17 protein-coding genes are annotated in these 26,615 nt (G+C 49.5%); 3 read left to right on the plus strand and 14 right to left on the minus strand.

What is annotated here, in order from left to right; genetic code table 11:
* From G7Y39_RS09735 to G7Y39_RS09765, 7 genes are all read right to left on the minus strand, one after another.
* On the minus strand, positions 1 to 407 hold a 407-nt coding region (locus G7Y39_RS09735), incomplete at its 3' end, for an AAA family ATPase (RefSeq protein ID WP_165157291.1).
* 8 nt (positions 408 to 415) lie between these two features.
* Positions 416 to 1,993 (minus strand): ATP-binding protein, encoded by a 1,578-nt coding sequence (locus tag G7Y39_RS09740; RefSeq protein ID WP_165157292.1) that lies wholly within the window; start codon positions 1,991 to 1,993, stop codon positions 416 to 418.
* A 71-nt stretch (positions 1,994 to 2,064) separates the two neighbouring features.
* Positions 2,065 to 3,645 carry an ATP-binding protein gene (locus G7Y39_RS09745; protein WP_165157293.1) on the minus strand — a complete coding sequence of 527 codons (1,581 nt, stop codon included), beginning with the start codon at positions 3,643 to 3,645 and terminating at the stop codon, positions 2,065 to 2,067.
* 426 nt (positions 3,646 to 4,071) lie between these two features.
* Positions 4,072 to 4,494, minus strand: a complete 423-nt coding sequence (locus G7Y39_RS09750) for a hypothetical protein (RefSeq protein ID WP_165157294.1) — start codon at positions 4,492 to 4,494, stop codon at positions 4,072 to 4,074.
* A 44-nt stretch (positions 4,495 to 4,538) separates the two neighbouring features.
* A complete protein-coding gene (locus G7Y39_RS09755) occupies positions 4,539 to 5,645 on the minus strand; it encodes a transcriptional regulator (RefSeq protein WP_165157295.1) in 1,107 nt (368 codons plus the stop codon).
* Positions 5,646 to 6,157: 512 nt separating this feature from the next.
* The gene (locus tag G7Y39_RS09760; RefSeq protein ID WP_165157296.1) at positions 6,158 to 7,096 is read right to left on the minus strand and encodes a tyrosine-type recombinase/integrase; all 939 of its coding nucleotides are present in this window, start codon (positions 7,094 to 7,096) and stop codon (positions 6,158 to 6,160) included.
* Between the two features lie 225 nt (positions 7,097 to 7,321).
* Positions 7,322 to 8,998, minus strand: coding sequence for a putative transporter (locus tag G7Y39_RS09765; RefSeq protein WP_165157297.1), 1,677 nt, complete (start codon positions 8,996 to 8,998; stop codon positions 7,322 to 7,324).
* A gap of 118 nt (positions 8,999 to 9,116) precedes the next feature.
* Here G7Y39_RS09765 and G7Y39_RS09770 point away from each other — a divergent pair, with 118 nt between their 5' ends.
* Positions 9,117 to 9,926: a peptidylprolyl isomerase gene (locus G7Y39_RS09770; protein ID WP_165157298.1), complete on the plus strand. Its 810-nt coding sequence runs from the start codon at positions 9,117 to 9,119 to the stop codon at positions 9,924 to 9,926.
* 10 nt (positions 9,927 to 9,936) lie between these two features.
* Here the strand turns inward: G7Y39_RS09770 and G7Y39_RS09775 are convergent, their stop codons facing one another.
* The 5 genes from G7Y39_RS09775 to G7Y39_RS09795 form a co-directional block, all read right to left on the minus strand.
* Entirely contained in the window at positions 9,937 to 11,535 is a 1,599-nt protein-coding gene (locus tag G7Y39_RS09775; RefSeq protein ID WP_165157299.1) for an NAD(P)/FAD-dependent oxidoreductase, read from the minus strand.
* 11 nt (positions 11,536 to 11,546) lie between these two features.
* Positions 11,547 to 12,917, minus strand: coding sequence for a DNA repair protein RadA (gene radA / locus G7Y39_RS09780; protein ID WP_165157300.1), 1,371 nt, complete (start codon positions 12,915 to 12,917; stop codon positions 11,547 to 11,549).
* A gap of 106 nt (positions 12,918 to 13,023) precedes the next feature.
* The gene (locus tag G7Y39_RS09785; protein ID WP_165157301.1) at positions 13,024 to 15,285 is read right to left on the minus strand and encodes a GH92 family glycosyl hydrolase; all 2,262 of its coding nucleotides are present in this window, start codon (positions 15,283 to 15,285) and stop codon (positions 13,024 to 13,026) included.
* A gap of 99 nt (positions 15,286 to 15,384) precedes the next feature.
* Positions 15,385 to 16,221, minus strand: coding sequence for a twin-arginine translocase subunit TatC (tatC, locus tag G7Y39_RS09790; RefSeq protein ID WP_165157302.1), 837 nt, complete (start codon positions 16,219 to 16,221; stop codon positions 15,385 to 15,387).
* 6 nt (positions 16,222 to 16,227) lie between these two features.
* Entirely contained in the window at positions 16,228 to 16,422 is a 195-nt protein-coding gene (locus tag G7Y39_RS09795; RefSeq protein ID WP_005858259.1) for a twin-arginine translocase TatA/TatE family subunit, read from the minus strand.
* A 137-nt stretch (positions 16,423 to 16,559) separates the two neighbouring features.
* Here G7Y39_RS09795 and fabD point away from each other — a divergent pair, with 137 nt between their 5' ends.
* Positions 16,560 to 17,441 carry an ACP S-malonyltransferase gene (gene fabD, locus G7Y39_RS09800; RefSeq protein WP_165157303.1) on the plus strand — a complete coding sequence of 294 codons (882 nt, stop codon included), beginning with the start codon at positions 16,560 to 16,562 and terminating at the stop codon, positions 17,439 to 17,441.
* A 99-nt stretch (positions 17,442 to 17,540) separates the two neighbouring features.
* On the opposite strand, the gene G7Y39_RS09805 is transcribed toward fabD, so the two are convergent.
* Positions 17,541 to 19,472 carry a SusD/RagB family nutrient-binding outer membrane lipoprotein gene (locus tag G7Y39_RS09805; protein WP_165157304.1) on the minus strand — a complete coding sequence of 644 codons (1,932 nt, stop codon included), beginning with the start codon at positions 19,470 to 19,472 and terminating at the stop codon, positions 17,541 to 17,543.
* Positions 19,473 to 19,492: 20 nt separating this feature from the next.
* Positions 19,493 to 22,663 carry a SusC/RagA family TonB-linked outer membrane protein gene (locus G7Y39_RS09810; protein ID WP_165157305.1) on the minus strand — a complete coding sequence of 1,057 codons (3,171 nt, stop codon included), beginning with the start codon at positions 22,661 to 22,663 and terminating at the stop codon, positions 19,493 to 19,495.
* 519 nt (positions 22,664 to 23,182) lie between these two features.
* Between G7Y39_RS09810 and G7Y39_RS09815 the strand changes: the two genes are divergently transcribed.
* Entirely contained in the window at positions 23,183 to 26,611 is a 3,429-nt protein-coding gene (locus G7Y39_RS09815; RefSeq protein WP_165157306.1) for a SusC/RagA family TonB-linked outer membrane protein, read from the plus strand.
* Positions 26,612 to 26,615 lie beyond the last annotated feature (4 nt).

Here is a 26,615-nt window from a genome sequence, read left to right on the forward strand (position 1 = left end):
TTGATAAGACCTTCCAATCGTTGGTTCGTATAAACAGCGCTCTCATCACGTCCGTATATCTGCTCGTAATCATACAATTTCCTCTCTAACTCGTTCAGAAGCCGATCCTTGTCCGTGTGCTTGGCCGTACTCATGTCGAAATGAAGCACAGGATGGCTCGTCCACTCCTTCTCTAATTTCTCGATGGACAACCCCTCGAACAACTCCTTACGCCCCTCGAAGTAACAGCGGAGCGTAGAGGTCAGCAACGACTTACCGAAACGGCGGGGACGGCTCAAGAAGATATATTTCGAGTCTGAATGCGTCAACCGATAGACCAAATCCGTCTTATCAGCATACACATAACCACCCTCCCGGATTTCCGAGAATGTTTGGATTCCTATCGGATATAATCGTCTCCCTTTCATAATCTTCATTAATTTTTAATACACCCATCTTCTATCTTCCACTCTTCAATCGTACGTTTCTCCGTACTGAAATTGATAGCTACCTTCACCACCGGAAGGCCGCAGAGGGCGAAGCGTTCGGGATATTCCTTCAGGTCGATCTGCTCCATGGCAGCCTCGGCGCTTTGATCCAGTTTCAACTCAATCACGTAAAGCGTGGAAGGTGTGCAGAGCACCATGTCCACGCGCCCCTTCGGCGTACGGACCTCTACATCCACATAATTGCCGAGCAGCGTGAAAATCACATAAAGCAATTGCTGGTAATGACCCTCATAATGCGTATTCTCGCAATAGGGGATCGTAGAGAGGACCGTGCGCATCAAACGCAACGCACCCTCCATGTCACCGTTGTAGATCTTCTCCGCCATTTCCGCCACCAGCGTATTCAGTTCGGCGGGACGTTGCACGTAGTTGGGTAATAGGCTGCGCATCAAGCCGATTCGCACCTCCCTATTTGGGATGTCCAACTGATACAGGTCGGAAAAATGGGAATAGCCCTTGATCGTGATATAGCCGCTTTGGTATAGCAACGGCGTGATGCTTGTCATCCGTTCCGTTGGCGCGTCAAAATCGGCTGCCACACATTTTCGATTGCCGATCTCCTGCGGGATCACATGGTACTTACGCAACATCTCGATCAGGTAGGTAGGCGTTCCACTGCCGAACCAGTAGGAGTCGATCCGACCGTTGGCCAATGCGTTCAGCAAACTGAACGGATTGTATATATCAGGCGACGGCCATGCGAAATGGTACCCGTCGTAATTCTGTTTCAATGATTTCAAAGCCTCTTCCGGGGTAACGCCGAGGTTAGCAGCCAACCGGTCAATGCCTTCGCCCATCTGTTCCTGCATCTCCTCCTCTGTGATGCCGCAGAGCGTGGCATACTCCGGAAACATGCTGATGTTCAATATATTGTTTAGCCCACTAAAGATGCTCAGCTGGGAGAACTTCGTGATACCGGTCAGGAAGACGAAACGAAGGTAGGGGTCGCAGGCCTTCAACGGGCTGTAGAAATTGCGCATCACGTTGCGCAACTGGGGCAAGTCTTTTTCCTCATGCACCACATCCAAGAGTGGAGCGTCGTATTCATCGATCAAGACCACTACCTTTTGCCCCGTCTGCTTATAAGCCCGCTTGATAAGACCTTCCAATCGTTGGTTCGTATAAACAGCGCTCTCATCACGTCCGTATATCTGCTCGTAATCATACAATTTCCTCTCTAACTCGTTCAGAAGCCGATCCTTGTCCGTGTGCTTGGCCGTACTCATGTCGAAATGAAGCACCGGATGACTCGTCCACTCCTTCTCCAATTTCTCGATGGCCAGACCCTCGAACAGCTCCTTACGACCCTCGAAGTAGCTACGGAGCGTGGAGGTCAGCAACGACTTACCGAAACGGCGGGGACGGCTCAAGAAGATATATTTCGAGTCTGAATGCGTCAACCGATAGACCAAATCCGTCTTATCAGCATACACATAATTACCCTCCCGGATTTCCGAGAATGTCTGGATCCCTATCGGATATAATCGCCTATTTAGTCCTTTCATGACCCTCTTTGAATTTTAAATGTTACCTCTTCTCCCCAACAAAGATAATCACATTTACGATTCCTCCACGCCTATCCTGATAATAATCCCCCATCTTCTATCTTCCACCCCTCGATCGTACGCTTCTCCGTACTGAAATTGATGCCGACCTTCACCACCGGAAGACCGCAGAGGACGAAACGTTCGGGATACTCCTTCAGATCGATCTGCTCCATGGCTGCCTCGGCGCTTTGGTCCAGCTTCAACTCGATCACGTAAAGCGTGGAAGGTGTGCGGAGCACCATGTCCACACGGCCCTTCGGCGTACGGACCTCCACATCCACATAATTGCCGAGCAGCGTGAAAATCACATAAAGCAGCTGCTGGTAATGGCCCTCGTAATGCGTGTTCTCGCAATAGGGGATCGTGGAAAGAACCGTGCGCATCAAACGCAACGCACCCTCCATGTCACCGTTGTAGATCTTCTCCGCCATTTCCGCTACCAGCGTATTCAGCTCGGCGGGACGTTGCACGTAGTTGGGTAACAGGCTGCGCATCAAACCGATCCGCACCTCCCTGTTCGGAATGTCCAACTGATACAGGTCGGAAAAACGGGAATAGCCCTTGATCGTGATATAGCCGCTTTGGTACAGCAACGGCGTGATGCTCGTCATCCGTTCCGTTGGCGCGTCAAAGTCGGCCGCCACGCATTTTCGATTACCGATCTCCTGCGGGATCACGTGGAACTTACGCAGCATCTCAATCAGATAAGTAGGCGTCCCGCTACCGAACCAGTAGGAGTCGATCCGACCGTTTGCCAGCGCGTTCAGCAAACTGAACGGATTATAGATATCAGGCGACGGCCAAGCGAAATGGTATCCGTCGTAATTCTTTTTCAATGACTTCAAAGCCTCTTCCGGGGTAACGCCGAGGTTGACTGCCAAACGGTCAATACCCTCGCCCATCTGTTCCCGTATCTCCTCCTCCGTGATGCCGCAGAGCGTGGCATACTCCGGGAACATACTGATGTTCAATATATTGTTCAACTCGCTAAAGATGCTCAGTTGGGAGAATTTCGTGATACCCGTCAGGAAGACGAAACGCAAGTAGGGGTCGCACGCCTTCAACGGGCTGTAGAAGTTACGCATCACGTTGCGAAGAACGGGAAGATCCTTCTCCTCGTGCACCACATCCAAGAGCGGAGCGTCGTACTCATCGATCAAGACCACTACCTTTTGACCCGTCTGCTCGTAAGCACGCTTGATAAGTCCTTTCAACCGTTGATTCACCTTGATCTCTCCCTCTCCTCGGCCATATTGAGCCTCGTAATTGATCAGTTTTTCCTCTAACTCAAGGATCAGGTCTTCTTTATCCATGTGCTTGGCCGTACTCATGTCGAAATGAAGCACCGGATGGCTCGTCCATTCCTTCTCCAATTTCTCGACGGCCAGCCCCTCGAACAGTTCCTTACGACCCTCGAAGTAGCTGCGGAGCGTGGAGGTCAGCAACGACTTGCCGAAACGGCGGGGACGGCTCAAGAAGATATATTTCGAGTCTGAATGCGTCAACCGATAGACCAAATCCGTCTTATCAGCATACACATAATTACCCTCCCGGATTTCCGAGAATGTCTGGATCCCTATCGGATATAATCGCCTATTTAGTCCTTTCATGACCCTCTTTGAATTTTAAATGTTACCTCTTCTCCCCAACAAAGATAATCACATTTACGATTTCTCCATACCTATCTCGATAATAATTCTTTACTTATCGGGGTTGTTCGCTCTTTTTCCGTTCCCGACTCCGTTCAATCGGCCGGTTCAGATCTACGGATTGCTTTATGTCGGGAACAGGCGAACCTTGGAGGCATAAAAGTCTCCTTCTCTCTTTTTGCGATTCATCTTTCACTACGTTTTAAATTCGGGGTGAAAGTGAATCTATTTATAAGGAATGTCAATATGGTCTAAAGTGACTGCTTACGAAGTAGCTGACATGCGGGGCTTTGTTTCGTACAAAAAGCATCTTAGGTTCATCCCCCATGTATCTTAGGTGCGTTGGTAAAGTATCTTAGGTGCGTTGGTAAAGTATCTTATTGTTCCTTATTTCGCTTGATCAGACCATTCAAGCCTAGATGCAGGCAACCCTTCCACCTCGCCGGCATGCCACTCACGGTAGGCCGCTATGGGAAGTCCGGGGACGGTCAATAGCTTGTAATCCTTCTCGTCCTTTTTAAGGATGTGCGCACGGGCATACGCACGGAGCGAGCGATCCGTGACGGATACCATCACCACCGGGAAGGGGTAACCGAACAGGCGCATCGGCATGGTCTCGCTGTCCGGGAACGCACGGCGCAACTGGTAGGCCGAGCGCTCGAAGGCCACCCAATAGGATCCCGTGCAATAGAGGTGTATCGCATTTCGGTTCGCACGCTCGCGATCCATGATCTCTGCCAAACGCGCACGCAACAGGTTCATCAACCGGATGCCCGAAGGAACGTCGCACCCCTCTCTCTCTTCTCTCATAGCTCTCATGTATCACTTTCCCCTGTCGACTGCCTACTAGATCGTCAACCGATCTCGTGCCCGAACCAACGGTCGTAATCACGTAAACGATGTATCAATACGGACTTGCTCTTCTTGGGTGAGGCCTCGGCTTGCCAAGGGTCAACCAGCTCGTGCGCCATGCGCTGGTAAAGGCTGCTGTCCGTGCAGCCGTAGAGCGTGACCAACAACAAGGCGCGGGATTGCGCCGCCTTTACCGCGGGGAGTATGCTACGTACCGTAGCGTGCAAGCGATCGAACTCATCCGTCTCGCCCAACAGCTTGTAGGCCGGGAGGAGTAACGAGTATACCTTACAACGCGTCACATCGGTGTCCGGACTGAGGAAGGCATAACCGCAAAGCACCTCGCGGGCCAGGCGAAGATCCTCCTCGCGCACGACACCGCCGGAACGGTGACGACCCAGGGCATCGTGAAGCCCCTTGGCGATACGGTCGTTGTCCAAATGGGTATAGATATGCTTGCTCCTCGCGTTCAACTCGATCAGCTCGTACTCGCCACGCCTCACCTCAAACAAGGGAACCCACATACAATCGAGGATGCGCACCATCACGTCCTTATGACCACCGCCCGGCTGGATCACCACCTCCGCCTCCATTCCCGAGAAAGCGCCCGAGGTGATACGCACACGGTCGCCTTTCAGCAAACGAGCATTATCCGGCACATATACGGGAAGCTCGTTGGAATACGATTTCGCCACCCAACGTAAGGTATCCATCTCGCAATCCGAGAGGTAGGGAAAGTAAGACGGTCCGTCGGAGGAGATCCGGGGTAGGAAATTGTACAGGGGAAGCGTTCGCTTCATCCGGAAGATCTCGTTCTCCGAGGCGTGGATGAACACGTAGTTGTATAGCAGGGGTCGCCTTGTGTTGACCAGCTTGCCACCTACCTTCCTCGCCTCGACGTACGAGGGAGCGAAATACTCGAACAACGTCTCCCCGCGACGCTCGCGGCGGGAAAGCTCCGCGTCCAACCCCTTCGAGGGGCTGATCTTGTCACGCCCGCCACCCGCGGTAGGAAGCGTGAGCACGTACCAGCGGACAGCCTCTTGGTCACGTCGCTTGCGAACATGCTCCATGATCCTATCCGAGCACTTGCTTGTCAATAGTTCCATCCTTATGATTATCTTTTCCAGTGGTTGTCTCATGGCCCGAAAACAGACCTCACGACAATTCGGAGCCCTACCAAGATACCTTTATATCATCTTGATAAACAGTTATTTATATTTTGCTTTTTGGCAATACTGAAAATTACCATCGCTTGAATCGGTTAGCTACTTGGCGAGTAGCCAAAAATCAGGTATCGGGGGGGCCGTAGAATGATGCGGATACGTATGTTTTATCTTTAAAATCTGCGTACATCTGCTCGATCCGCGTCATCTGCGGCTCATTTTACCGCTTCATGCGGAATAAAGGCAAAAGGGATATACCTTCTGCCCGGATCGTCATGCGCATACATGAACGGGAAAGACAGAATAAGGGGAAAAACACCCGTCCAATAAGCCGGAACGAAGCCATGGGCGGATTGACAATACGTAAAAAAGGAAAGTTTTACTCCGAAAAGGCTTGATTTTCGTTTTTTTTCCTTACATTTGCGCCCGTAATGCGAGCGCTACTCGCCAAGTAGCTATCCTCCCGCCTCCTTGTGTATCGGCAGGTAGACGCTCTCGAAACAAGCCCGGTTCACCACCGACAACCGTTCCATGGAAAAGCCTTTCAGATAGATCTGTGTAGTCCGGATCGACTTGTGGCCTAAAAGTTCGCTGATCACCGCTATCGGCACGTCTCGCTCTTTCAGGGTCGTGGCAAACGAATGGCGGATCGTGTACGAACTGACCGGAGTGGTCAGCCCCACCGCTTTCGCCAACGACTTCAAGGACCGGTTGAAACGCGCCAAGGCTCCGTTGTACTCCTTATAGGCATCCTCCCCTTCCCGTGCGCCACTCAAGAATGGAAAAAGATAAGGCGAATCCTTGCCCGTACATGCCGCCAGTTCCTCCAAGATCGGAAACACCTCGGAGGGAATCTCGATCTGGATGAATGAACCGCTCTTCTGACGATAGTACGACAAGACCCCCTCGCGAATATTTGCCCAACGCAAATGCGCCAGATCCACGAACGCCATCCCGCAAAACGCAAACATCAAACGGACGGCCAGGCGCATGTGACGCAAGGACGGATCAACCACCGTGCCGCGCATCAAACGGCGCATCTCCTCCGCCGGCAAGGCCCTTTTCCGACGGTTCTCCACCCCCGTGAACACTCCCTTGAACAGATTCGGGATGTACGAGGCCTCGCCCGCCTCCACCGCCAAGTTATAGATATGCCGGATCCGCCGCATATACGTCGATACCGTATTGCGCGTACAGCCCCGCTTCAACAACCATGCCTGATAAAGCAAGAGCCGTTCTCTGTCTATATAGGCATATGGGATTTCCTCCATCCCGCAAAAACTCTTGAACGAGCGTAAAGCGTCCCGATAGCTCTTCGCCGTGGAATAACGGCCCAACTCGCAAAGGTGGGCTATATAAGCCAATATACCCGCCACTACATCTCCTTTTTTCATATAAATCCTCCTTAAATACTTGTTTATCCGACCTTTTTGTTATCTTTTATTGAATCATGTCAACGCCGTTCACATAGAAACAAACCGTTCGTCCCGCGCTTTATTTTATTAGTCTTACCTTCACCGCTGTTAATCTAATAAAAAATAATCCCCCTTCGCTCAATCTCGAACAAGAGAAAGCGAAGAGGGATTTTCCCTTTTTAACCTGATAAGAAGTCTACCGCGTCAAGCGAAGAACAAAATCAATACTTGCGCCGTAAGCACCCGCAAGAACATGGTTAACGGATATACCGTGGCGTAACCTACGGAAGGAGCGTCGTTTCCGGCCGTGGCGTTCGAGTAAGCCAAGGCGGGCGGATCCGTCGTACTACCGGCGATCAAACCCATTAAGGTGAAATAATTGATCTTATAGAAATAGCGGCCTACACAACCGATGATCAGCAAGGGAACGGTCGTGATAATGAAACCGTAGCCGATCCAAGCGAATCCACCATTGTTCACGATCGTATCCACAAAACCATCGCCGGCGCTGATACCCACGCAAGCGAGGAAGAGGGTGATACCGACCTCGCGCAACATCAAGTTAGCGCTCTGGGTCGTATAGGTAACCAACTTATAGCGGTAGCCAAAACGGCTAATCAAGATCGCCACGATCAACGGACCTCCCGCCAAACCTAACTTAACCGGTTGCGGAATACCCGGGAACGTGATCGGAATACTACCTAAGACAATACCGAGAGCAATACCGATAAAAATCGTGATCAAGTTCGGCTCGTTCAGACGTTTCATGGAGTTTCCCAATACCTTCTCCACGTTAGCCACGGCCGTCTCGGTACCCACCACATTCACACGGTCGCCCACCTGCAACGTCAAGCCCGGCGTAGCTACCAAGTCCACTCCCACACGGGTGATACGGGTGATGTTGATACCGTATAGCTTGCGTAATTTCAATTGTCCCAGCTTCTTGCCATTCAAATCCGGCTTTGTGATCAAGATACGGCGGTTGATAAACTGGCTTTCCATACGGATCCATTGCTTACGCTCCATATCGATCTCCTCGCCGATGAATATCTTTACGGAGTCAGCATCTTGATCGGTCGTGATCACGAAAATCTTATCATCCTCATGCAAGATCGTACCGGCGGAAGCGATCTCGATCTGCTTGTTGTCATTACGCCACACACGGGAGATCACGAAATCCAGATGATCCATCAAACCGGATAACTCCCCTACTGTCTTACCGAAAACCGCCGGGTTCTTTACGACCAACGAGATCGGCTTCGCCTCATTCGTATGCGAGGTATCCTCCTTATTCAAATCGTCATTCTCCTTATCGAAATTCACACGGAATACGTAACGCACGAAAATGATCGAAAGAATAATACCGATCACGCCCAGCGGATAAGCCACGGCGTAACCCAAGGCGATCGTATTATCAGAAACTCCATACATATCGGAATAAGCCTGCTGAGCCGCGCCCAATCCGGGAGTATTCGTCACCGCTCCCGATAAAATACCCACCATCGTAGGCATCGGGACACCTGTCACGAAATGCAATACCAAAGCCGTAGCCACACCGAGGAAGACTATTCCACAGGCAAGCATATTCAACGTGATCCCCCCCTGCTTAAACGACGAGAAGAAACCCGGCCCGACTTGCATACCTACCGAATAAACAAATAAGATCAATCCAAACTCCTTAAAGAAATGAATCACATTGTGGCTAATCGTAAATCCGAAATGCCCTAGAATAATACCTACAAACAACACCAAAGTAATCCCAAGCGAAATCCCAAACACCTTTATCTTTCCTAACTGGATGCCGGCGGCGATCACGAAAGATAGTAAAAGGATGGAGTGCCCGATACCTTCTCCCCATAATAAATCGTTTATCCAATCCATACCAAAATCTTTAAAAATCTTATTACCTATTAATACCTATTAATATAGGCGCGAAGTTAGGCATTTACTTTGTGTTTTACAACATAACGCTTATATTTACCCTTCAAATTAAAATCTCATGAAAAAGATCTATTATATTTTATCAGCGCTACTCCTTTGCGCGGTAGCCACCCCGGCTCAAGAAGCGGGGAAAACGGTAGTTATTAAAACAAATGTAGGCACTATGAAAGCCATGCTATACGATGATGTGCCTAATCACACCCGTACTTTCATCGAACGGGCGAAACGGGGGGATTTCAACGGGACCTTATTCACCCGTGTCCTGCCGGAGTTTATGATCCAAGGAGGAGCCCCGGATTCCAAGAACGCTCCCGCCGGTGCCAAATGCGGTTTCGGCGATCCTTCCGCCGAGATCCCGCCCGAGATCAACGAGAACTATTTTCATAAGAGAGGAGCCTTGGCCGCTCCCCGCCAACCGGACGATATCAACCCGCAAAAGAAATCGGATATGTCGCAATTCTTTATCGTGCAGGGGAAGGTCTACCGGGAAACCGAACTGGACACATTGGAGCGTATCGCCAACTACCCGGCCCGGCAAAAGGCCCTGAAGGAGTTTTACACGCCGGTCCGTGCGGAGCTGAATATGATAAAGATGAGTAATAAACGGGAATACCAGAAGCGATTGAGAGTGATCAACGCCCAGATAGATTCCGTTATTCAAGCGACTCCCGGACATTTGCTATTTACGGACGAGCAACGGAAGGCTTATACCACCGTAGGCGGTTGCCATCATCTGGACGGCACCTATACGATCTTCGGAGAGCTGACGGAGGGTTTCGACGTCCTGGATCTGATCGCCACCCAGCCGAAAGACCGGAATGACCGTCCGAAGAAAGACATCCGCATCCAAAGTATAACGATCGAATAATTCGACGCTCCTATGCTAAAAAGAGGGAAGCGCCTTCCGCGCAATGTTCTCCGTCGATAGCGGCAGATACGATCCCTCCCGCGTAACCGGCCCCCTCACCGCAAGGGAAAAGACCTTTTATCGTGACGTGTTGACAGGTCTCCCGATCACGGAGGATACGAACCGGAGCGGATGTACGGGTTTCTACGCCGATCATGGTCGCCTCGTTGGTCAAGAAGCCCCTGGAGACCTTACCGAAATAACGGAAACCTTCACGCAGGCGAACGGTCACAAATTCCGGCATCCAAAAATGCAACGGAGAGGCCAGCAGGCCCGGCGTATACGAGGATACCGGTAAATCGAAAGAGTTCTTCTTCCGCATGAAATCGTCCATACGCTGGGCAGGAGCTGTTTGCCTCATGCCTCCGTTTAGCCAGCAGACCTCTTCCAGACGTTCCTGAAAGGCCATCAACGCTAATGGGGAATCCGCGTCCACCTTCTCGCCATTCCGGAGATAAAGTTCTTCCTGCCCCACCAGCTCGGAATAATCTTCCGGTCGGATCTCCACCACCATCCCGGAGTTCGACCAGCGGGAACCTCGGTTGGAAGGCGACATCCCATTTACCACGACCTGCTTAGGCCCGCTCGCCGCAGGAACCACGAAACCTCCCGGACACATGCAGAAGGAATAGACGCCTCGGTTATTCGCTTGCGTCACAAAACCATACTCTGCCGCGGGAAGATATTTCCCACGTCCCTCTTTCCGGTGATACTGGATCTGGTCGATCAATTCCTGAGGATGTTCCAGACGAACACCGACCGCAATCCCCTTCGCCTCGATCCGGATCTGGCGTTCGTATAAATAGTTATAGACATCACGGGCGGAATGGCCGGTCGCCAAGATAACAGGCCCATAAAACGCCTTTCCCGTATTTGTCTCGATACCGATCACCTCGTTCTCTTTCATGATAAAAGCATCCATACGGGTCTCGAAATACACCTCTCCGCCGCATCGCTTGATTTGCTCCCGGATATTCTCGATCACACGGGGGAGCTTATCGGTTCCGATATGCGGATGGGCATCCACCAAGATAGAGGGGCTGGCTCCAAACTGGCAGAAGATATTCAATATCTTATCTACCGAGCCTCTTTTCTTGCTACGGGTATACAGCTTACCGTCGGAATAAGCGCCGGCACCGCCCTCGCCGAAACTATAGTTTGACTCTCCGTCCACCTTCTGCTCGCGACTGATCAAGGCAATATCTTTCTTGCGTTCCCGCACGTCCTTACCTCGCTCGATGATGATGGGGCGCAAGCCTAACTCTATCAAACGCAAGGCAGCGAACAGACCTCCCGGACCGGCGCCTACCACAATCACCGGTTTCCCGGCCGAGACATCTTTATAGGCTATCGATTGGTATTCCGGCTCGCCGGGCATCTCGTTCATAAAGGCACGCAGTTTCACGTTGACAAATATCGTCCGCCGGCGTGCGTCTATCGAACGTCTCAATACACGTACGACCCAAATGTTTTCCGGAGCCTCACCCGTCTCACGAGCTACTACTTGCCTCAGCGATTGCTCATTAACAGCCTCTTCCGGCAATACCCGGAGTTGTAATTCTTTTATCATTGTTTTATATATTAACCGAATAATTGCCGAAAGGCTTCCTCCACTTTCTTTACCTGTGCGATTTGGATCTTGCTTTTCGCCGTATCGAAACCTTTTAGATTATTATATGGAATGATAATCCGGGAGAACCCCAGCTTCTCCGCCTCCAAAACACGTTGCTCGATACGGTTGACCGGACGGATCTCCCCGGACAGGCCTACCTCTCCGGCCATACAAACACCCGGCTCGATGCTGATATCCAAGCTAGAGGAAAGGATGGAGCTGATTACCGCCAAGTCGATAGCCGGATCATTTACTTTCAATCCTCCGGCGATATTCAAGAAAACATCTTTTTGGATCAACTTAAAACCCGCCCTTTTTTCCAATACCGCCAATAACATATTCATACGGCGTAAATCGAATCCGGTGGCACTACGTTGTGGCGTACCGTAAACCGCCGAGCTAACCAAGGCTTGCGTCTCGATCAAGAAAGGACGTACCCCCTCGATAGCGGCGGCGATGGCGACACCACTCAGGCCCTCATGATTCTGGGTTAATAATAACTCGGATGGATTGCTGACCTCCCGAAGCCCGTCCCGGCGCATCTCGTAAATCCCGAGTTCCGCCGTACTGCCGAAACGGTTCTTGATGCTCCGCAGGATACGATACATATAATGTTGATCACCCTCAAACTGCAACACCGTATCCACGATATGCTCCAGCACTTTCGGGCCGGCGATGCTGCCTTCCTTATTGATATGGCCGATCAATAAGACCGGAACACCGCTTTCCTTGGCGTATTTCAAGATAGCGGCGCTACACTCGCGTACCTGGGAGACACTGCCGGGGGAAGATTCCACGACTTCCGTGAAGATGGTCTGTATGGAATCTATGATCATCAAGTCCGGCCGGATATGGGCCGCCTGCGCGAAGATCTGTTCCAGATGTGTCTCGCATAGGATGAAACAGTTCGGATTGTCGTGCGGCAATCGGTCGGCCCGGAGTTTCAACTGGCGGCTGCTCTCCTCGCCCGAGACATATAGGGTTTTCAAGCCTGTCAAGCCTAACACGGTTTGCAAGACCAACGTGGATTTACCGATTCCCGGCTCTCCACCGATCAAGACCAAAGAGCCCTTTACTAAGCCTCCGCCGAGAACCCTGTTTAATTCATCATCCTTTAAATCGATACGGGCCTCCGCTTCCGTCGTTATATCACGCAACAACACCGGGCGGATCTTATTGCCCTCCATACTACCGGGAACCGGCCGCTTCATGGCAGGCTCCTTTGTCACGATCTCCTCTACATAGGTGTTCCACTCCCCGCAATTCGGGCATTTGCCCAGCCATTTCGGGGAATCAGCGCCACAGTTGGAGCAGACATATACCGTTTTTGTTTTCGCCATTCTATCCTGAATTTGGCGTAAAGATACAAAAATATACAAGAATCCGCGGAATATGCCGCCACCGTGATAAGCGTACTTGGAATATCGTAAAGAATCTTGCCGCGGCTTATGGGAAAGAGTCGCCCGTATACCATACCGGTCCCGGCTGGCTACCCATTACGAGCTCCAATGTCGCCCCGCTCATGATTTGCTCATGGGTGATATAACTTTTGTCATAAGGCCGTCCATTCAGTTTCACGGATTGGATGTAAATGTTCTCGGCAGACACTTCCGGAGCCAATACCGTAAAGGTCTTTCCATTCTCCAGACGCATCCTCACTTCCGGGAATAGCGGGGAACCGATCTCATACAGCCCGCTAACCGGATCTACCGGGTAGAATCCCATCGAACTGAATACGAACCAGGCGGACATCTGCCCACAATCCTCATTACCGCAAATACCGTCCGGGGCATTCCGATACAAGTCATGTAATACCTGAGCCACGTATTTCTGGGTCATCCAAGGCTGGCCTACCTTATTATATAGGTAAATCACATGATGGCTAGGCTCATTACCATGCGCGTACTGGCCGATCATACCGGTACTGAAGATAGGCAATTCCTTATCCGACTTCGGCACATGGGTAAACATGCTATCCAATTTCTCGGCGAAACGCTCCTTACCTCCTACCAAACCGATCAATCCGTCCAAATCATGAGGAACAGACCAGAAATATTGCCAGCCATTGCTCTCGCAAATATCCTCGGTATAATCGTCCGGGCTGAAGTTCGTGGCGAAATTACCTTTCTCGTCGCGAGGCTGCATAAAAGAAGTGGCCGGATTGTATACGTTACGATAATTCCGGGCACGTTTATAAAACTCGTCGGCGATCTCTTTCTTGCCCATCTTCTCGGCCATCTTAGCGATGCAATAATCATCGTAGGCATATTCCAACGTCTTCGATAAAGACCAGTTCTCCCATTTTTCCGGATCGCTATAAGCCGGCACGTATCCCCGTTTCTTATAATCGCCGATACCCCGGTAATCATCCCGATTCGCCGTAGCGACACAAGCATCGAGCGCCTCTTCCGGGTCAAAATCGCCCACACCTTTCAGATAAGCGTCCACGATAACCGGCACAGCGTGATAACCGATCATCATATTTGTCTCCCAACCATACAGGTTCCACAAGGGCAAGGCGCCACTCTGCTCGTAAAATTTAAGGAACCCCTTGATCATATCATTCGTACGTTCCGGCTCCGTATAGGTAAACAACGGGTGGGACGCACGATAGGTATCCCACAATGAGAAGGTGGAATAATTCGTCCAACCGTCGGCTTTATGGATTTGCCGGTCCGGACCATAATAAGAGCCATCCACGTCACTGTAGATAGTCGGGGCGATCATGGAATGATACAAGGCGGTATAGAATTTCACCTTGTCCTCTGTATTCCGGCTTTTCACCTCGATCTTGGCAAGTTGCTTATTCCAATTCGCGCCGGCCTGCGCCTGATAGAAATCGAAATCGTCTTTCGGAGCTTCCGCACGGAGATTCTTTCCCGCGCCTTCCTCACTCACACCGGAGATACCTGTAGTAACAAGGATTTCCTCGTCCTTTTTCGTATTGAAATCGAAACGGGCCACATAAGCCGTGCCGATCCACCCTTTATCTTTCGTCACGATAGAGGTCGTGTCCATGTGACAGGCAACAAATGGCTTCGAAAAACGAGTCTCGAAATAAACCTGTTGCAGGGGCGACCAACCTTGTGAGAGACGATAGCCGCGAATCGTCACGGAATCCACCACCTCAATCTTAGAGTCCAGGGTGAAATCCCAGTTCATCGCCTTCTTCAAGTTCAAGAATACCGAAGCCTCCGCCTCCGGGAAGGTATAGCGTTGGATGCCGCAACGCTCAGTAGCCGTCAGCTCTACATTAATATTATAATCTTTCAACAGCACCCGGTAATACCCCGCTGATGCCGCCTCGTCATTATGCGAGAACGTAGAATAAATGCCCAATGGCGCCGGAGCCTCCTTATAGGGACGGGTCACGGGCATAAAAGAGATATCATATAGATCGCCGGCTCCCGTACCGGAAAGGTGCGTATGGCTAAAGCCGGCGATTGTCGTATCCGGATAGAAATAGCCGGAGATCCGATCCCAGCCCGGCAAGCCGTTATCCGGACTTAATTGTACCATTCCAAAAGGAACCTGCGCTCCCGGATACGTATTCCCGGTGAAATCCGTACCGACCATCGGATTCACGTACCGCAGATAATCCGCCTCCTGTTTCTTTTCAGGCGTGCAGGCCGCGAGTGCCAGCAAAGAGACCGCCCATATAAACCTGTGCTTCATGTAATGCAATTCGTTTTGAGTTTGAGCAAACATACGTAAATTATTTCGAAAGAGAAACTGTTTATGACAAAAAAGACGCAACCCTTAAACAGAGTTACGTCTTTTTTCTATCGCGTTTATCACTTTCGGGATTTATTCCTCATTTTTATCCGCCTCATCCTCGTTCTCCTCGTCTTCTTCCTCCTCGGGGGCTTTCTTCACGAAGAACGCGCTCAACTCATACAAACCGTAGAGCGGCAAGAATACGATACTTAACGTAAACGGATCACTGCTTGGAGTGATGAACGCCGCGCCCACTAACAGGCCGACAGCAGCATGCCGCCTGTATTTATGGAAGAACGAGCGGTTTAGCAGCCCTATCTGAGATAATAGCCAAGACAACAAGGGCATCTCGAATACGATTCCCATCACGAATATCAACATCAAGAAGTTATCCATGTAAGAATCAAGGGATACCTGTTCCGTAATGGCGGCACTCAACTCGTAGGTCGCCAAGAAACGCAGTGTCATCGGGAACACCAGGAAATAGCCGATCGCGCATCCGACAAAGAACATAATGGTCCCGAACAGGAATACCCAACGTACATTTTTCTTCTCATTCTCGTAGAGAGCCGGACTTACGAACTTCCAGACCTCCCACATCAAATAGGGAAAAGTCAATAACAACGCCAACCAGAAAGAACTGGTCATGTGCGTGAAGAACTGGGAAGCCAGCTTGATATTGACAATGTTCACATGGAACGTATCATTACAAAAGTCCGGGAGAAAAGAAAAATGAGAACTGATCTTGCACATTTCCCGATAGACGATGAAATCGGAGCTACACGGGGCCATCACGACATTATCGAACAGCCACGGCATTACCGAGAACCCGGCTATAGCAAAAACAAAGAGCGCTAAAATAGAACGAAATAAAGTCCAACGAAGTTCTTCCAGGTGATCCCAGAATGACATTTCTTCTTGTTGCATCTTCCTTTACTTCTTTTCCGTATCGTCTAATTTGATATCGTCTTCCAATCCTTTTACACCGTCCTTGAAATTCTTCACACCCTTACCGATACCTTTCATCAGCTCAGGAATTTTCTTACCACCGAAAAGCAACAACACAACAATGGCGATGATCACGATCTCGCCTGTACCTAAATTTCCTAAAAAGAGTAATTCATTCATGATATTGTAATATTAGTCATTAATATTCCCGTTTCTACGGGGGCAAAGATACAATTTGTAATGGATAGTAGCCTCATTATTCCAAATTTATTACCTTTGCGCCGTCTTAAAAAACTGAAATTAGAAAAATTAGAAAGATGAAAGCGTACGTATTTCCCGGTCAGGGAGCACAGTTCGTAGGTATGGGCAAAGACCTCTACGAGAATAATCCTCTTGCTAAAGAGATGTTTGAGAAGGCGAATGAGATCCTGGGTTTCCGCATCACGGATTTAATGTTTGCCGGAACAGACGAGGATCTGAGACAAACCAAGGTTACTCAACCTGCGATCTTCTTACACTCTGTCATTCTCGCGAAAACATTAGGTGATCAATTCCAACCGGACATGACCGCAGGTCACTCATTAGGAGAATTCTCCGCCTTGGTAGCCGCCGGAGCCTTGTCGTTCGAGGATGGCCTGGTATTAGTTTCCAAACGTGCCCTGGCCATGCAGAAGGCTTGCGAGAAGACTCCCTCGACAATGGCCGCTGTATTGGCCTTGCCGGACGCGACGGTTGAGGAAATTTGCGCGAGCATCAAGGACGAGGTAGTGGTTTGCGCCAATTACAATTGCCCGGGTCAACTGGTTATCTCCGGCTCTATCCCCGGTATCGATCAGGCTTGCGAGAAGTTATTGGCCGCAGGCGCCAAGCGCGCTTTGAAGTTGAAAGTAGGTGGAGCGTTCCACTCACCGTTGATGGAACCGGCCCGTGCGGAGTTGGCCGCCGCTATCGAAGCTACGACGATCCGTAAACCATCTTGCCCGGTTTACCAGAACGTAAGCACGATAGCCGAGACCTGCCCGGAGACAATCAAGGCAAACTTGATCGCGCAGTTAACCGCCCCGGTACGTTGGACCCAAAGCGTACAGAACATGATCGCCGACGGTGCCACTCACTTCATCGAGTTGGGCCCGGGTGCCGTTCTTCAGGGATTGGTTAAAAAGATCAACAAGGAAATGACTACGGAGGGTATGCAATAATTTTTACCCTACCGCGCGATAAGCTTACACAGACACAAGAGGTAACCCAAAACAGCCCAAGGCGGAGGCATAATCCCTCACCTTGGGCTTTCCTATAAATCAATGTTTAACCCACCATAGCGGAGTAGAGATTAAATCCGCTCCACCCAGTAGCTCGACAGCTTTTACATAACTATCCCTGCTATTGATTTCCATATTCGCCGGATAGCGTAGACGTTCTTGATAGAATTCCCACTTACATTCTTTGCAGTTAGCGCGGGTAAGAGGCAACTCATTGCTGGAAACGTTATAGTCTATTTCAACAGCCTGATTCTCAAAGAAGGGTAAACCTAAACGACGATGATCAGACCATGCCTCTAAAGGTAACCAAGGAACTTGTGCCAAGTATTTCTGTGAGATTATCTTTGTCAGCTTGTCATTATTGACCGTACCATTCTTATAAATGGAGTTCTTCGGATAAGTATAAGTAACCGTCTTTTTCTCGCCGGTATAACCATCTACATATTCAGCCGTATGAGACTTTGCTTCCGCCGTATGGTCAAAAGCGACAGAGGTACCCACCCGATTATATTCCGTAGAGCTCAAATAATCATTTAAAAACCCGGATACACCATGATACTCAAAACTAGCCGCTATACCCGCCTCATAATGAGATTTGGCACTACCTTGTACATTCCAACCATACAAAGCGGCTTCCGCCAATAAGAACTCCGTTTCCCACGGGCCAAACCAAACACGCTTGTTTGTGCTTTCCCGATAGATCTTGGATAAAGAGGGATACGTCTTACTCGCGCCTGTCAATTCACTGGTTAATGCGGCGTATTTATCCCATTTTCCCGCGACCCAAGTGTTCCAAGTATATTTCACGTTCAACTCCAAATAGGCCTTGCCGTTTTCTTCTACATTCCCGGTAGCGGGATCCGCCAAACGAGCCTTATCCGCCAAACCAATGCCCGAGAAATAAACAACACCGTCGTCATACCCCGGGATATGGAACAACTTAGTGGCACGAGGATCAATCTTCGCGGGAAGCGCGTCGAAGAAATAGCCCGCCGCCGGATCGTTCGTGGAAACCGGTAAGTGTTTTTCCAATCGAAGGCCCAGATAATTACGGGCATCTTTCAATACCACATCCCCTTTTATCGCCGCGGGAACTTGGAAATCGATTCCTCCCAGGCCGATCATCATATTATTGATGGTGACCGAAATGGGTTGGGCATTCCAAGGACGAGACATCACACCATCGAGATCCGTCCAACCTCCTTTTTCCGCCACCTGAGCGATCTCATCTTGCGTAGTAATAAAATTATTCGTCGACGCGGCATCCTCGAAAGCAGCTTTTGCCTTCGCCTGATCTACCGCGGATAAACGCATGGCGTAGCGCAAGCGCAATGAGTTCGCGTACTTTATCCATTTGGAGACATCCCCATCATAAAAGGCATCCGTTTTCTCCGATATAATAGCGCTCATATCCGCGTTCACATCAATCTTACCAGCGGCATCTTTCAATTCAGAGAGGATAAAATCATAAATATCTTCTATACTCTTATATTCCACAATACCATCAAAAGCGTTTACCGGAGGCACTGGGCCAAAGTTATCCGCCAATTCAGAAATGACATAAGCCCGCCAAATACGAGACATCTGTAGCAAATTGTTCTCATAAGGATACTCCGGATTGGCGGCACGCTCCGTACCAATTTTCACGGCCATATTGACATTGTTCAGCCATCCCACTCCATAATCGACGCTAAAGTAGTCCGTATTGTAATCATTGTAATTCGCGCCCGTGGCTAAGCCATTACGACGCTCGAAACGAGCCGCGCTTTTCCATTGATACACGAAGATTCGTTCTGCGATATGCGGGTTCTGCTGTGCCCCCATAATTGATTTATTCAGTAGATAAGATACTTTGATCGCACTTTCATCTACGGCATTCGGGTCTTTATTTATCTCCTCAAAGTCGCTACATGCAGTAAATAAAACGGCTAATGAAGCGAACCCTATTATTGTTCTTTTTAATGTTTTCATACTTAAAATCACCTTTCTTATTAGAAACCAACTGTTACGTTAAATGTGAAAGAGCGAGAAGTCGGAGCTGCTCCATTCTCAAAACCGGTGGCATTGGTATTTGTAGCCGAAATAGATTCCGGGTCAATACCTTCCAAATGATTTACAATCATCCAAACGTTATTCGCCACGAATGACACACGTACTTTCTGCAATGGGGTTTTCTCCAACCACTTTTTCTCAAAATCATAACCAATGGTAATATTACGTAGACGAATGTTAGTAGCATCATATAAAAATGCCTCACCCACGCCGATATTACCTCCGGCGGCACGTCCCCAGTATAACTCGGGAGTAACAGCACTGGAATTTGTCGTATAGCCGCCGTTTCCATCAGAAGTCACGGAATTCGGGACTACAAATTCCTCACGCGTTCCATTTACAACGGTACCCGCGGCGTTACCTACCTTATACAAATTAGCGGTGGTCGCTGAATAAATATTTCCACCAATACGGGCATCGATCAAAAAGCTCAAAGAGATATTTTTATAAGAGAACGAGTTCGTCCATCCCAACATACAATCGGGTTGCTGATTCCCCAGGTAATGATCGTCTGAAGTAACCAAAGGCAAACCTTGCGCGTCTACGATGATCTTACCGGCATGCTCCCCGCTTTCAACACGTTGGAATTTCTTACCATATATATCACCGTAGTAGCTGCCCGTACGAGCCACGATCTTCAAATCATCGAACGTCTTGATACCATATTCATTTACCCCGTCGTACAGATCCAGGATTTTATTCTTATTGAAGGAAACATTTAATGTCGTTTCCCAATTAAAGCCTTTCGGATTCTGTAAGATAGTGCCATAAAGCATTAATTCCACACCCGAATTTTGAATATTACCCGCGTTGATCTTACGTCTGGAATAACCGGAGAATGGATCCATTGCCAAGTCCAGCAATTGGCGGGTAGCGTTAGATTTGTACCAAGCGGCATCAATACCTAACCGATTATTGAAAAACTTCAAATCAACACCGGCCTCCCAAGACTTAATCAACTCTGAACGTACGGAAGAATCATACAGAGTAGTACCTAAAGCCGCGGTTGGGTTACCATTGGGATCCTTATCAACCTTGAATACCGTATACAATTGATACGGATCAAGATCATTACCCACCTCCGCGTAAGAGGCGCGGACCTTAGCGAAACTTATCCATTCCGGCATTGTACCGCCAACCTTTTCCACCATATCCGAGATAACACCCGATAAGCTGACCGAGGGGTAAAAATAAGATCGGTTTTCTTTACTCATCGTGGAAGACCAGTCATTACGAGCCGTAACATCCATAAACAGCCAGCCATCCCAGTTCATTTGCAAAGAACCGTAAATAGAATTCATCTTGCGCTGTACATCCTCGGATGTATGCGTCATGTTATTCTTGTCGGCGGCATTCGCCATCGAGAATAGATTCGGGATCAACAAATCACCCGTACCGGCCTCTAATTTCTTGCGCCGCTGCATCATCAAGTTTCCACCCACGGTTACAAAACCGCCCAACTTGCTAAAAAGGTTATCTTTCTTAAAGGTAGTCAAGAAGCTATAGTTGTTCTCGTAGAAAGTCTCCGACTTCTCGGAGTAACGCCCTTTCGGATTCACATTACCACCGGAGTACACCTTATTGGTAGTCGTAGTCGTATAATAGTCCGTACCGCCTTTTAGCTCGAGGTTCCACCAGTCCGTTATCTTATACGAGAGAGAAATTGTACCCAACAACCGATTACGCGAGTCTTGATTGGTTCTATAATCTTTAATCCAATAGGGGTTTTCCTGAGGAGAGCTCTCTGTATCCCACCAGATCATCTTTCCGTTCTCGTCTAAACAGTTCTCCAGATCCCGGATATCGAGCGACCGCGGCAAATTATAGATCGTACTGAAGGCGTTCGACGGGTTAATACCTTGGATCGGACGATTCTTCGCGTTATTATTTAAATAGTTGGCTTTCGCGTCTAACTTCCATCTTTTATCCGGGCCGAACTCGCTTGTCCCGCGCAAAGTAAGAGAAGTTTTATTCAATGACGCGCCCGGAACGATGCCCTTATCATCCGAGCGATTGATCGAGGCGAATACCGCCGTTCCATCGTAGCTCTGCTGAAAAGAGATCCCTTCATTGAATGAAGTCCCCTTCTGGAAATAAGCATCAATGTTATCATAGGTATACATCTGGACCTTCTGCCCATCCCAGCGATCAATCGTTACGGAACCATCGGCAACAGGCCCCCAGCTTGAACGATCTTTCACGCTATAGATACCATTCGTACCCTGACCATACGTATTCTGCAACTCCGGTTTCAAGAACATATCCTCCACGGTAACTCCGGCATTTACGGTAATACCTAACCCGGTCTGTTTTTTACCCGATTTCGTCGTGATCAAAATTACGCCGTTACCCGCACGGGAACCGTACAACGCGGCGGCGGAAGCTCCTTTCAACACGTTCATGGACTCGATATCTTCCGGATTGATATCCGACAAACCGTTACCCATGTCCACGCCGCTATTTCCCCAAGTGTCATCAATTCCTCCCGTAAAGTTATCCATCGGAATGCCATCGACAACAATCAACGGTTGATTCGATCCGGTCAATGAGTTATTACCGCGCAATACGATCTTGGAGGAACCACCGGGGCCGTTACTCGAACGTACCACCTGCAAACCCGATACCTTACCGGACAACGCGTTCGCGATATTACTCTCTCGCGCGTTTACAAGCTCGTCTCCTTTTAATTCTTGCGTAGCATATCCCAGCGCTTTCTTTTCGCGTTTGATACCCAAAGCCGTCACCACGACCTCGTCCAGCTTTTGCGTATCTTCCGCCAATTTGACAGCCCCCAGCGGCTGGCCGGAATAAGTCATCTCGATCGTGGAGTAACCGATGAACGAGATCTGGATCACATCTCCATTTTTCACTCCTTCCAACGTGAAATTACCGTTCATGTCGGTAATGGTTCCGTTGGTTGTGCCTTTCACAACGACGGACGCTCCGGCCACCGGGCCGAAATCATCTTCTACTGTACCTGTGACTTTCCCCTCTTGCTGGGAAATCGAGGTACCTTGCTCTACCGGTACGATACTCGCGTATACACCTCCGGAAAGAGACAACGCACCCATACACAGAATTAAGCTAACCGGTTTGAAGTTTTTCAACATAACTGATGGTTTTTATTTAATAAATACTGAGACAATGTCTTGGCGCAACATTTGTCCTTTTTGTTTATTTGCTTTCACATTCATAATATGCCCCGACGTTCGTCTCGCGCCAGTTCGTAAATCATATTCATCCCAATGTACAAGTGGAATTTCGAATTAGTTCATGAAGAACTTCCACGCACAATCCCCGTAAATTAGCCCTGTTAACGACGAATCAAGAGACGACATGCGTGCCGGCAAGTCCTTCCGGGTTAGGTAGCAGGCATTTCCTTTGTTTATATTCTAAAACATATAATAATTGGTCGTTTTTTTTGATAAAAATAACATTCGTAACAAATATTTCAATACCTTTGCGGCGGTGAATGGAGAAAGAACAGGAGTTCTTCATGTACTATGGTAAAAGCGCTATGTAATAGGGGTATACATCAACCATTGAACTCTTGGAACTTTTAAACGCAGAACGACAGACTCTGTTTTGCCAAGACATTGTCTATAATTATTACTATAAAACCATCTGTTATGTTGAAAAACTTTAAACCAGTTAGTCTGATCCTCGTAGCGGGAGCTATGGCATTGCCGGCAAGTGCATACGCCAGCCTGATACCGGAGAGGCTAGACGTAAGCATTTCCCAACAAAGCGGAAAAGTGACGGGAACTGTAGAGGATGATTTCGGTCCTGTAGCCGGAGCGTCCGTAGTAGTGAAAGGAACGACCAATGGAACCATTACCGACATGGACGGTAATTTCACGTTGGAAGGAGTCAAAGACGGAGACGTGATCCAGATATCCTTCATCGGATATACCACGCAGGAGATCGTCTACAACGGACAAGCGATCAATATCAAACTCGCGGAAGACACGCAAAAGCTGGACGAGGTAGTCGTTACCGCGTTGGGTATGAAACGCTCGGAGAAATCCTTGGGCTACGCGATGAAAGAGATGAAGGGCGATGAGTTGAACACCAACCTGATCAATCCGGTGGCTGCCCTGCAAGGTAAGGTGGCCGGTGTGGAGATCTCAGGCTCGGATGGTGGAATGTTCGGTTCCTCCAAGGTGCAGATCCGTGGTGCTTCCACTTTGGGAAAGAACAACCAGCCCATCTATGTGATCGACGGCGTTATCTTGGACAACTCCATCAAGGAGGGTAACCCGGACTGGGACTCCAACCCGAATGACTACGGTAATGAGTTGAAGAACCTGAACCCCGACGATTTCGAGTCGGTATCCGTATTGAAAGGTGCCGCCGCTACCGCCTTGTATGGCTCTAGAGGTTTGAACGGCGCCATCGTGATCACGACCAAAAGCGGTAAGAGCGGACAGGGATTGGGTATCAACGTCTCTCAATCGTTTGGTATGGACGCGATTACACAAGTACCCAGCTTCCAGAACGAATTCGGAAACGGTACCGTCGCGGGCTATGTAAACTATGGCGATAAAGACGCGAATGGCAACTATTACATCTATGATACCTTTGGCCAGTACCCGACCAACGCGGAGGGTCAATTCTCATTGATGAACGACCAAGGACTGTCTTGGGGACCCGCTTTCGACGGACGCGACGTACAATACTACGACGGTTCGACACGACCCTACTTACCGGTAAAGAACAACTTCCGTAAAGCGTACCAGAAAGGGTTCAGCTCGAACACCAATATCGCGATCAGCGGTGGCAATGAGAAGACGACCTTCTATACCTCCTTGTCGTATAAGCACGTGGATGGTACGACTCCCAACAACAGCTTCGACCGTCTCTCATTCTTGGGCAAGGCTACGCACATGATCCATCCCAAGGTAAAATTGGAGGCTAGTATGGCATTCGCCAACTCCATGCCGAAGAATTCTCCGATCAACTTGGGCGAGAACTTCGCCAGCGGCACATGGGGCCGTTCGTACGACCCGTCGACCGCGAAGGACAAATACAAAGGCGCGCATGGCGGTTTGGCCAATTCCAGCTACGGCGACGAATGGGGTAATATGCCGGGTAGAGGTACTTGGTGGGATATTTACGAGAACGAATTCCAGCAGAAAGAGACCTCCGTCCGCCCGAACGTAAAATTGAACATCGACCTGTTGGATTGGTTGAAGTTTAATGTAGAGGGTAGCTATAATTACTACTACACGCGTTTCGAAGAGAAAAGACCGGGCTCCGGCTACGCGAACGAAGGCGGATACTACCGGCTCGGCCAAACCACCAAGGAGCAAAGCAACTTGAACGCCAACTTCTTGTTCAACAAGACATTTGGCGATTTCACGGTGAATGGTTTCATCCGCGGTGAATATTACGAGAACTTCCAGCAAGCCCAGTCCATGAATACGAACGGAGGATTGATCGCCCCGAACCAGTATTTCATCGGAAACTCAAAGCAGACACCCTCTTACAGCGCGAGGATCCAGGATCGCAAGAAGATGTTGTCGGTAGCGTTCCAGGCCGGCGCCAGCTGGAAAGACCAGTTCTTCCTGGACGTTACCGGGCGTAACGACTGGTCTTCCGCGTTGGTTTACGCCGACGGGCACGGGACGTACTCTTACTTCTATCCGTCAGTAAACGGATCGTGGTTGATCACGAACACGTATCGCGACCAGTTACCGGAGTGGATCTCCTTCGCCAAGATTCGCGGATCATGGGCCCAGGTAGGTAATGATACAAGCCCTTATATCATCAACTCGGCTTACAGCATCAATACCTCCACATTGAACGGGACGAACTATTATGGAATGTCATTGCCCGGAACCATGTACGACCAGAACTTGAAGCCTGAGCGTAAGAACGCGTGGGAGATCGGTTTGGACTGGCGTTTCCTGAACAACCGGATCGGTTTGGACGCTACGTATTACAAGGAGAACACGAAGAATCAGATCATGGAGATCTCGGTGCCTTCCGTATCGGGTATCAAGAGGCAGATGATCAACGCGGGTAACATCCAAAACCAAGGTGTGGAGCTGGCGTTGAACACCATCCCGTTCCAGAACAAGGATTGGGAATGGACGTTGGACTTCACGTGGACGAAGAACATGAACAAGATCGTGGAATTGCACGAGAATGTAGCGGACTATATCGTATTGGCCGGTGATGTCGCGTACGGAAACTACCGTATCGGATCTGTCGCCAAGGTAGGTTCCGCGTACGGTACCTTGATGACCGATAGTTATTATAAATTCGACGAGTCATCCGGCTTGCCCATGTTGGTATGGACAGATGGATCGCGTCGCGCTCACTATTTGCGTAATGAGGCCGAGATCGTAGAGATCGGTTCCATGATTCCGGATTTCTTAGGATCCGTATCAACCGGATTGAAATATAAGAACTGGAGCTTGAGCGTCTCGTTGGATATGCGCTTCGGCGGTAAGGTCGCGTCTTACAACTCCCGTTACGGAACGGCTTACGGCTTCATGGAAGAATCCTTGAAAGGCACACCGGGACATGGTGGCCTCAGCTGGACCTCCAAATATGACGGCAAGACCTACAACGACGGTGTTATCCCGGAAGGTATCATCCCGTCAGGCACCCAGATCACGCAACCGGATGGCTCGGTCTATACCGTAGGCTCGGGCGGCGTGTCTACAGCCGGACAATCGTATCAGGAATTGATCAACCAGGGCGTGATCGAGCCTACCCACGCTTCGGCCTGGACGTATCGGAACAACGCCTGGACCATGGCCGGACGTAATTATGGTGTAGTAAACGACTCTTGGGTGGAAGACTTGAACTATATCGCGCTGCGCGATATCTCGTTAAGTTATCGATTGCCCAGCACCGCTTGCGAGAAGATCAAGGCAAAGCATTGCGTGCTGACATTGAACGGACACAACTTGGGTTATTTATTGAACTCGCTGCCTAACAACATCAACCCGGAGTCTGTATCCGGTACGGCGGCGGCAGAGTTCCGTATCCGTTCGTTGACGGGTGTAACCTCAAGCTTTACATTCACGGTAAACGTAGGTTTCTAAATTC

The organism is Parabacteroides sp. ZJ-118, from assembly GCF_011038785.1.
Classification (GTDB): domain Bacteria; phylum Bacteroidota; class Bacteroidia; order Bacteroidales; family Tannerellaceae; genus Parabacteroides.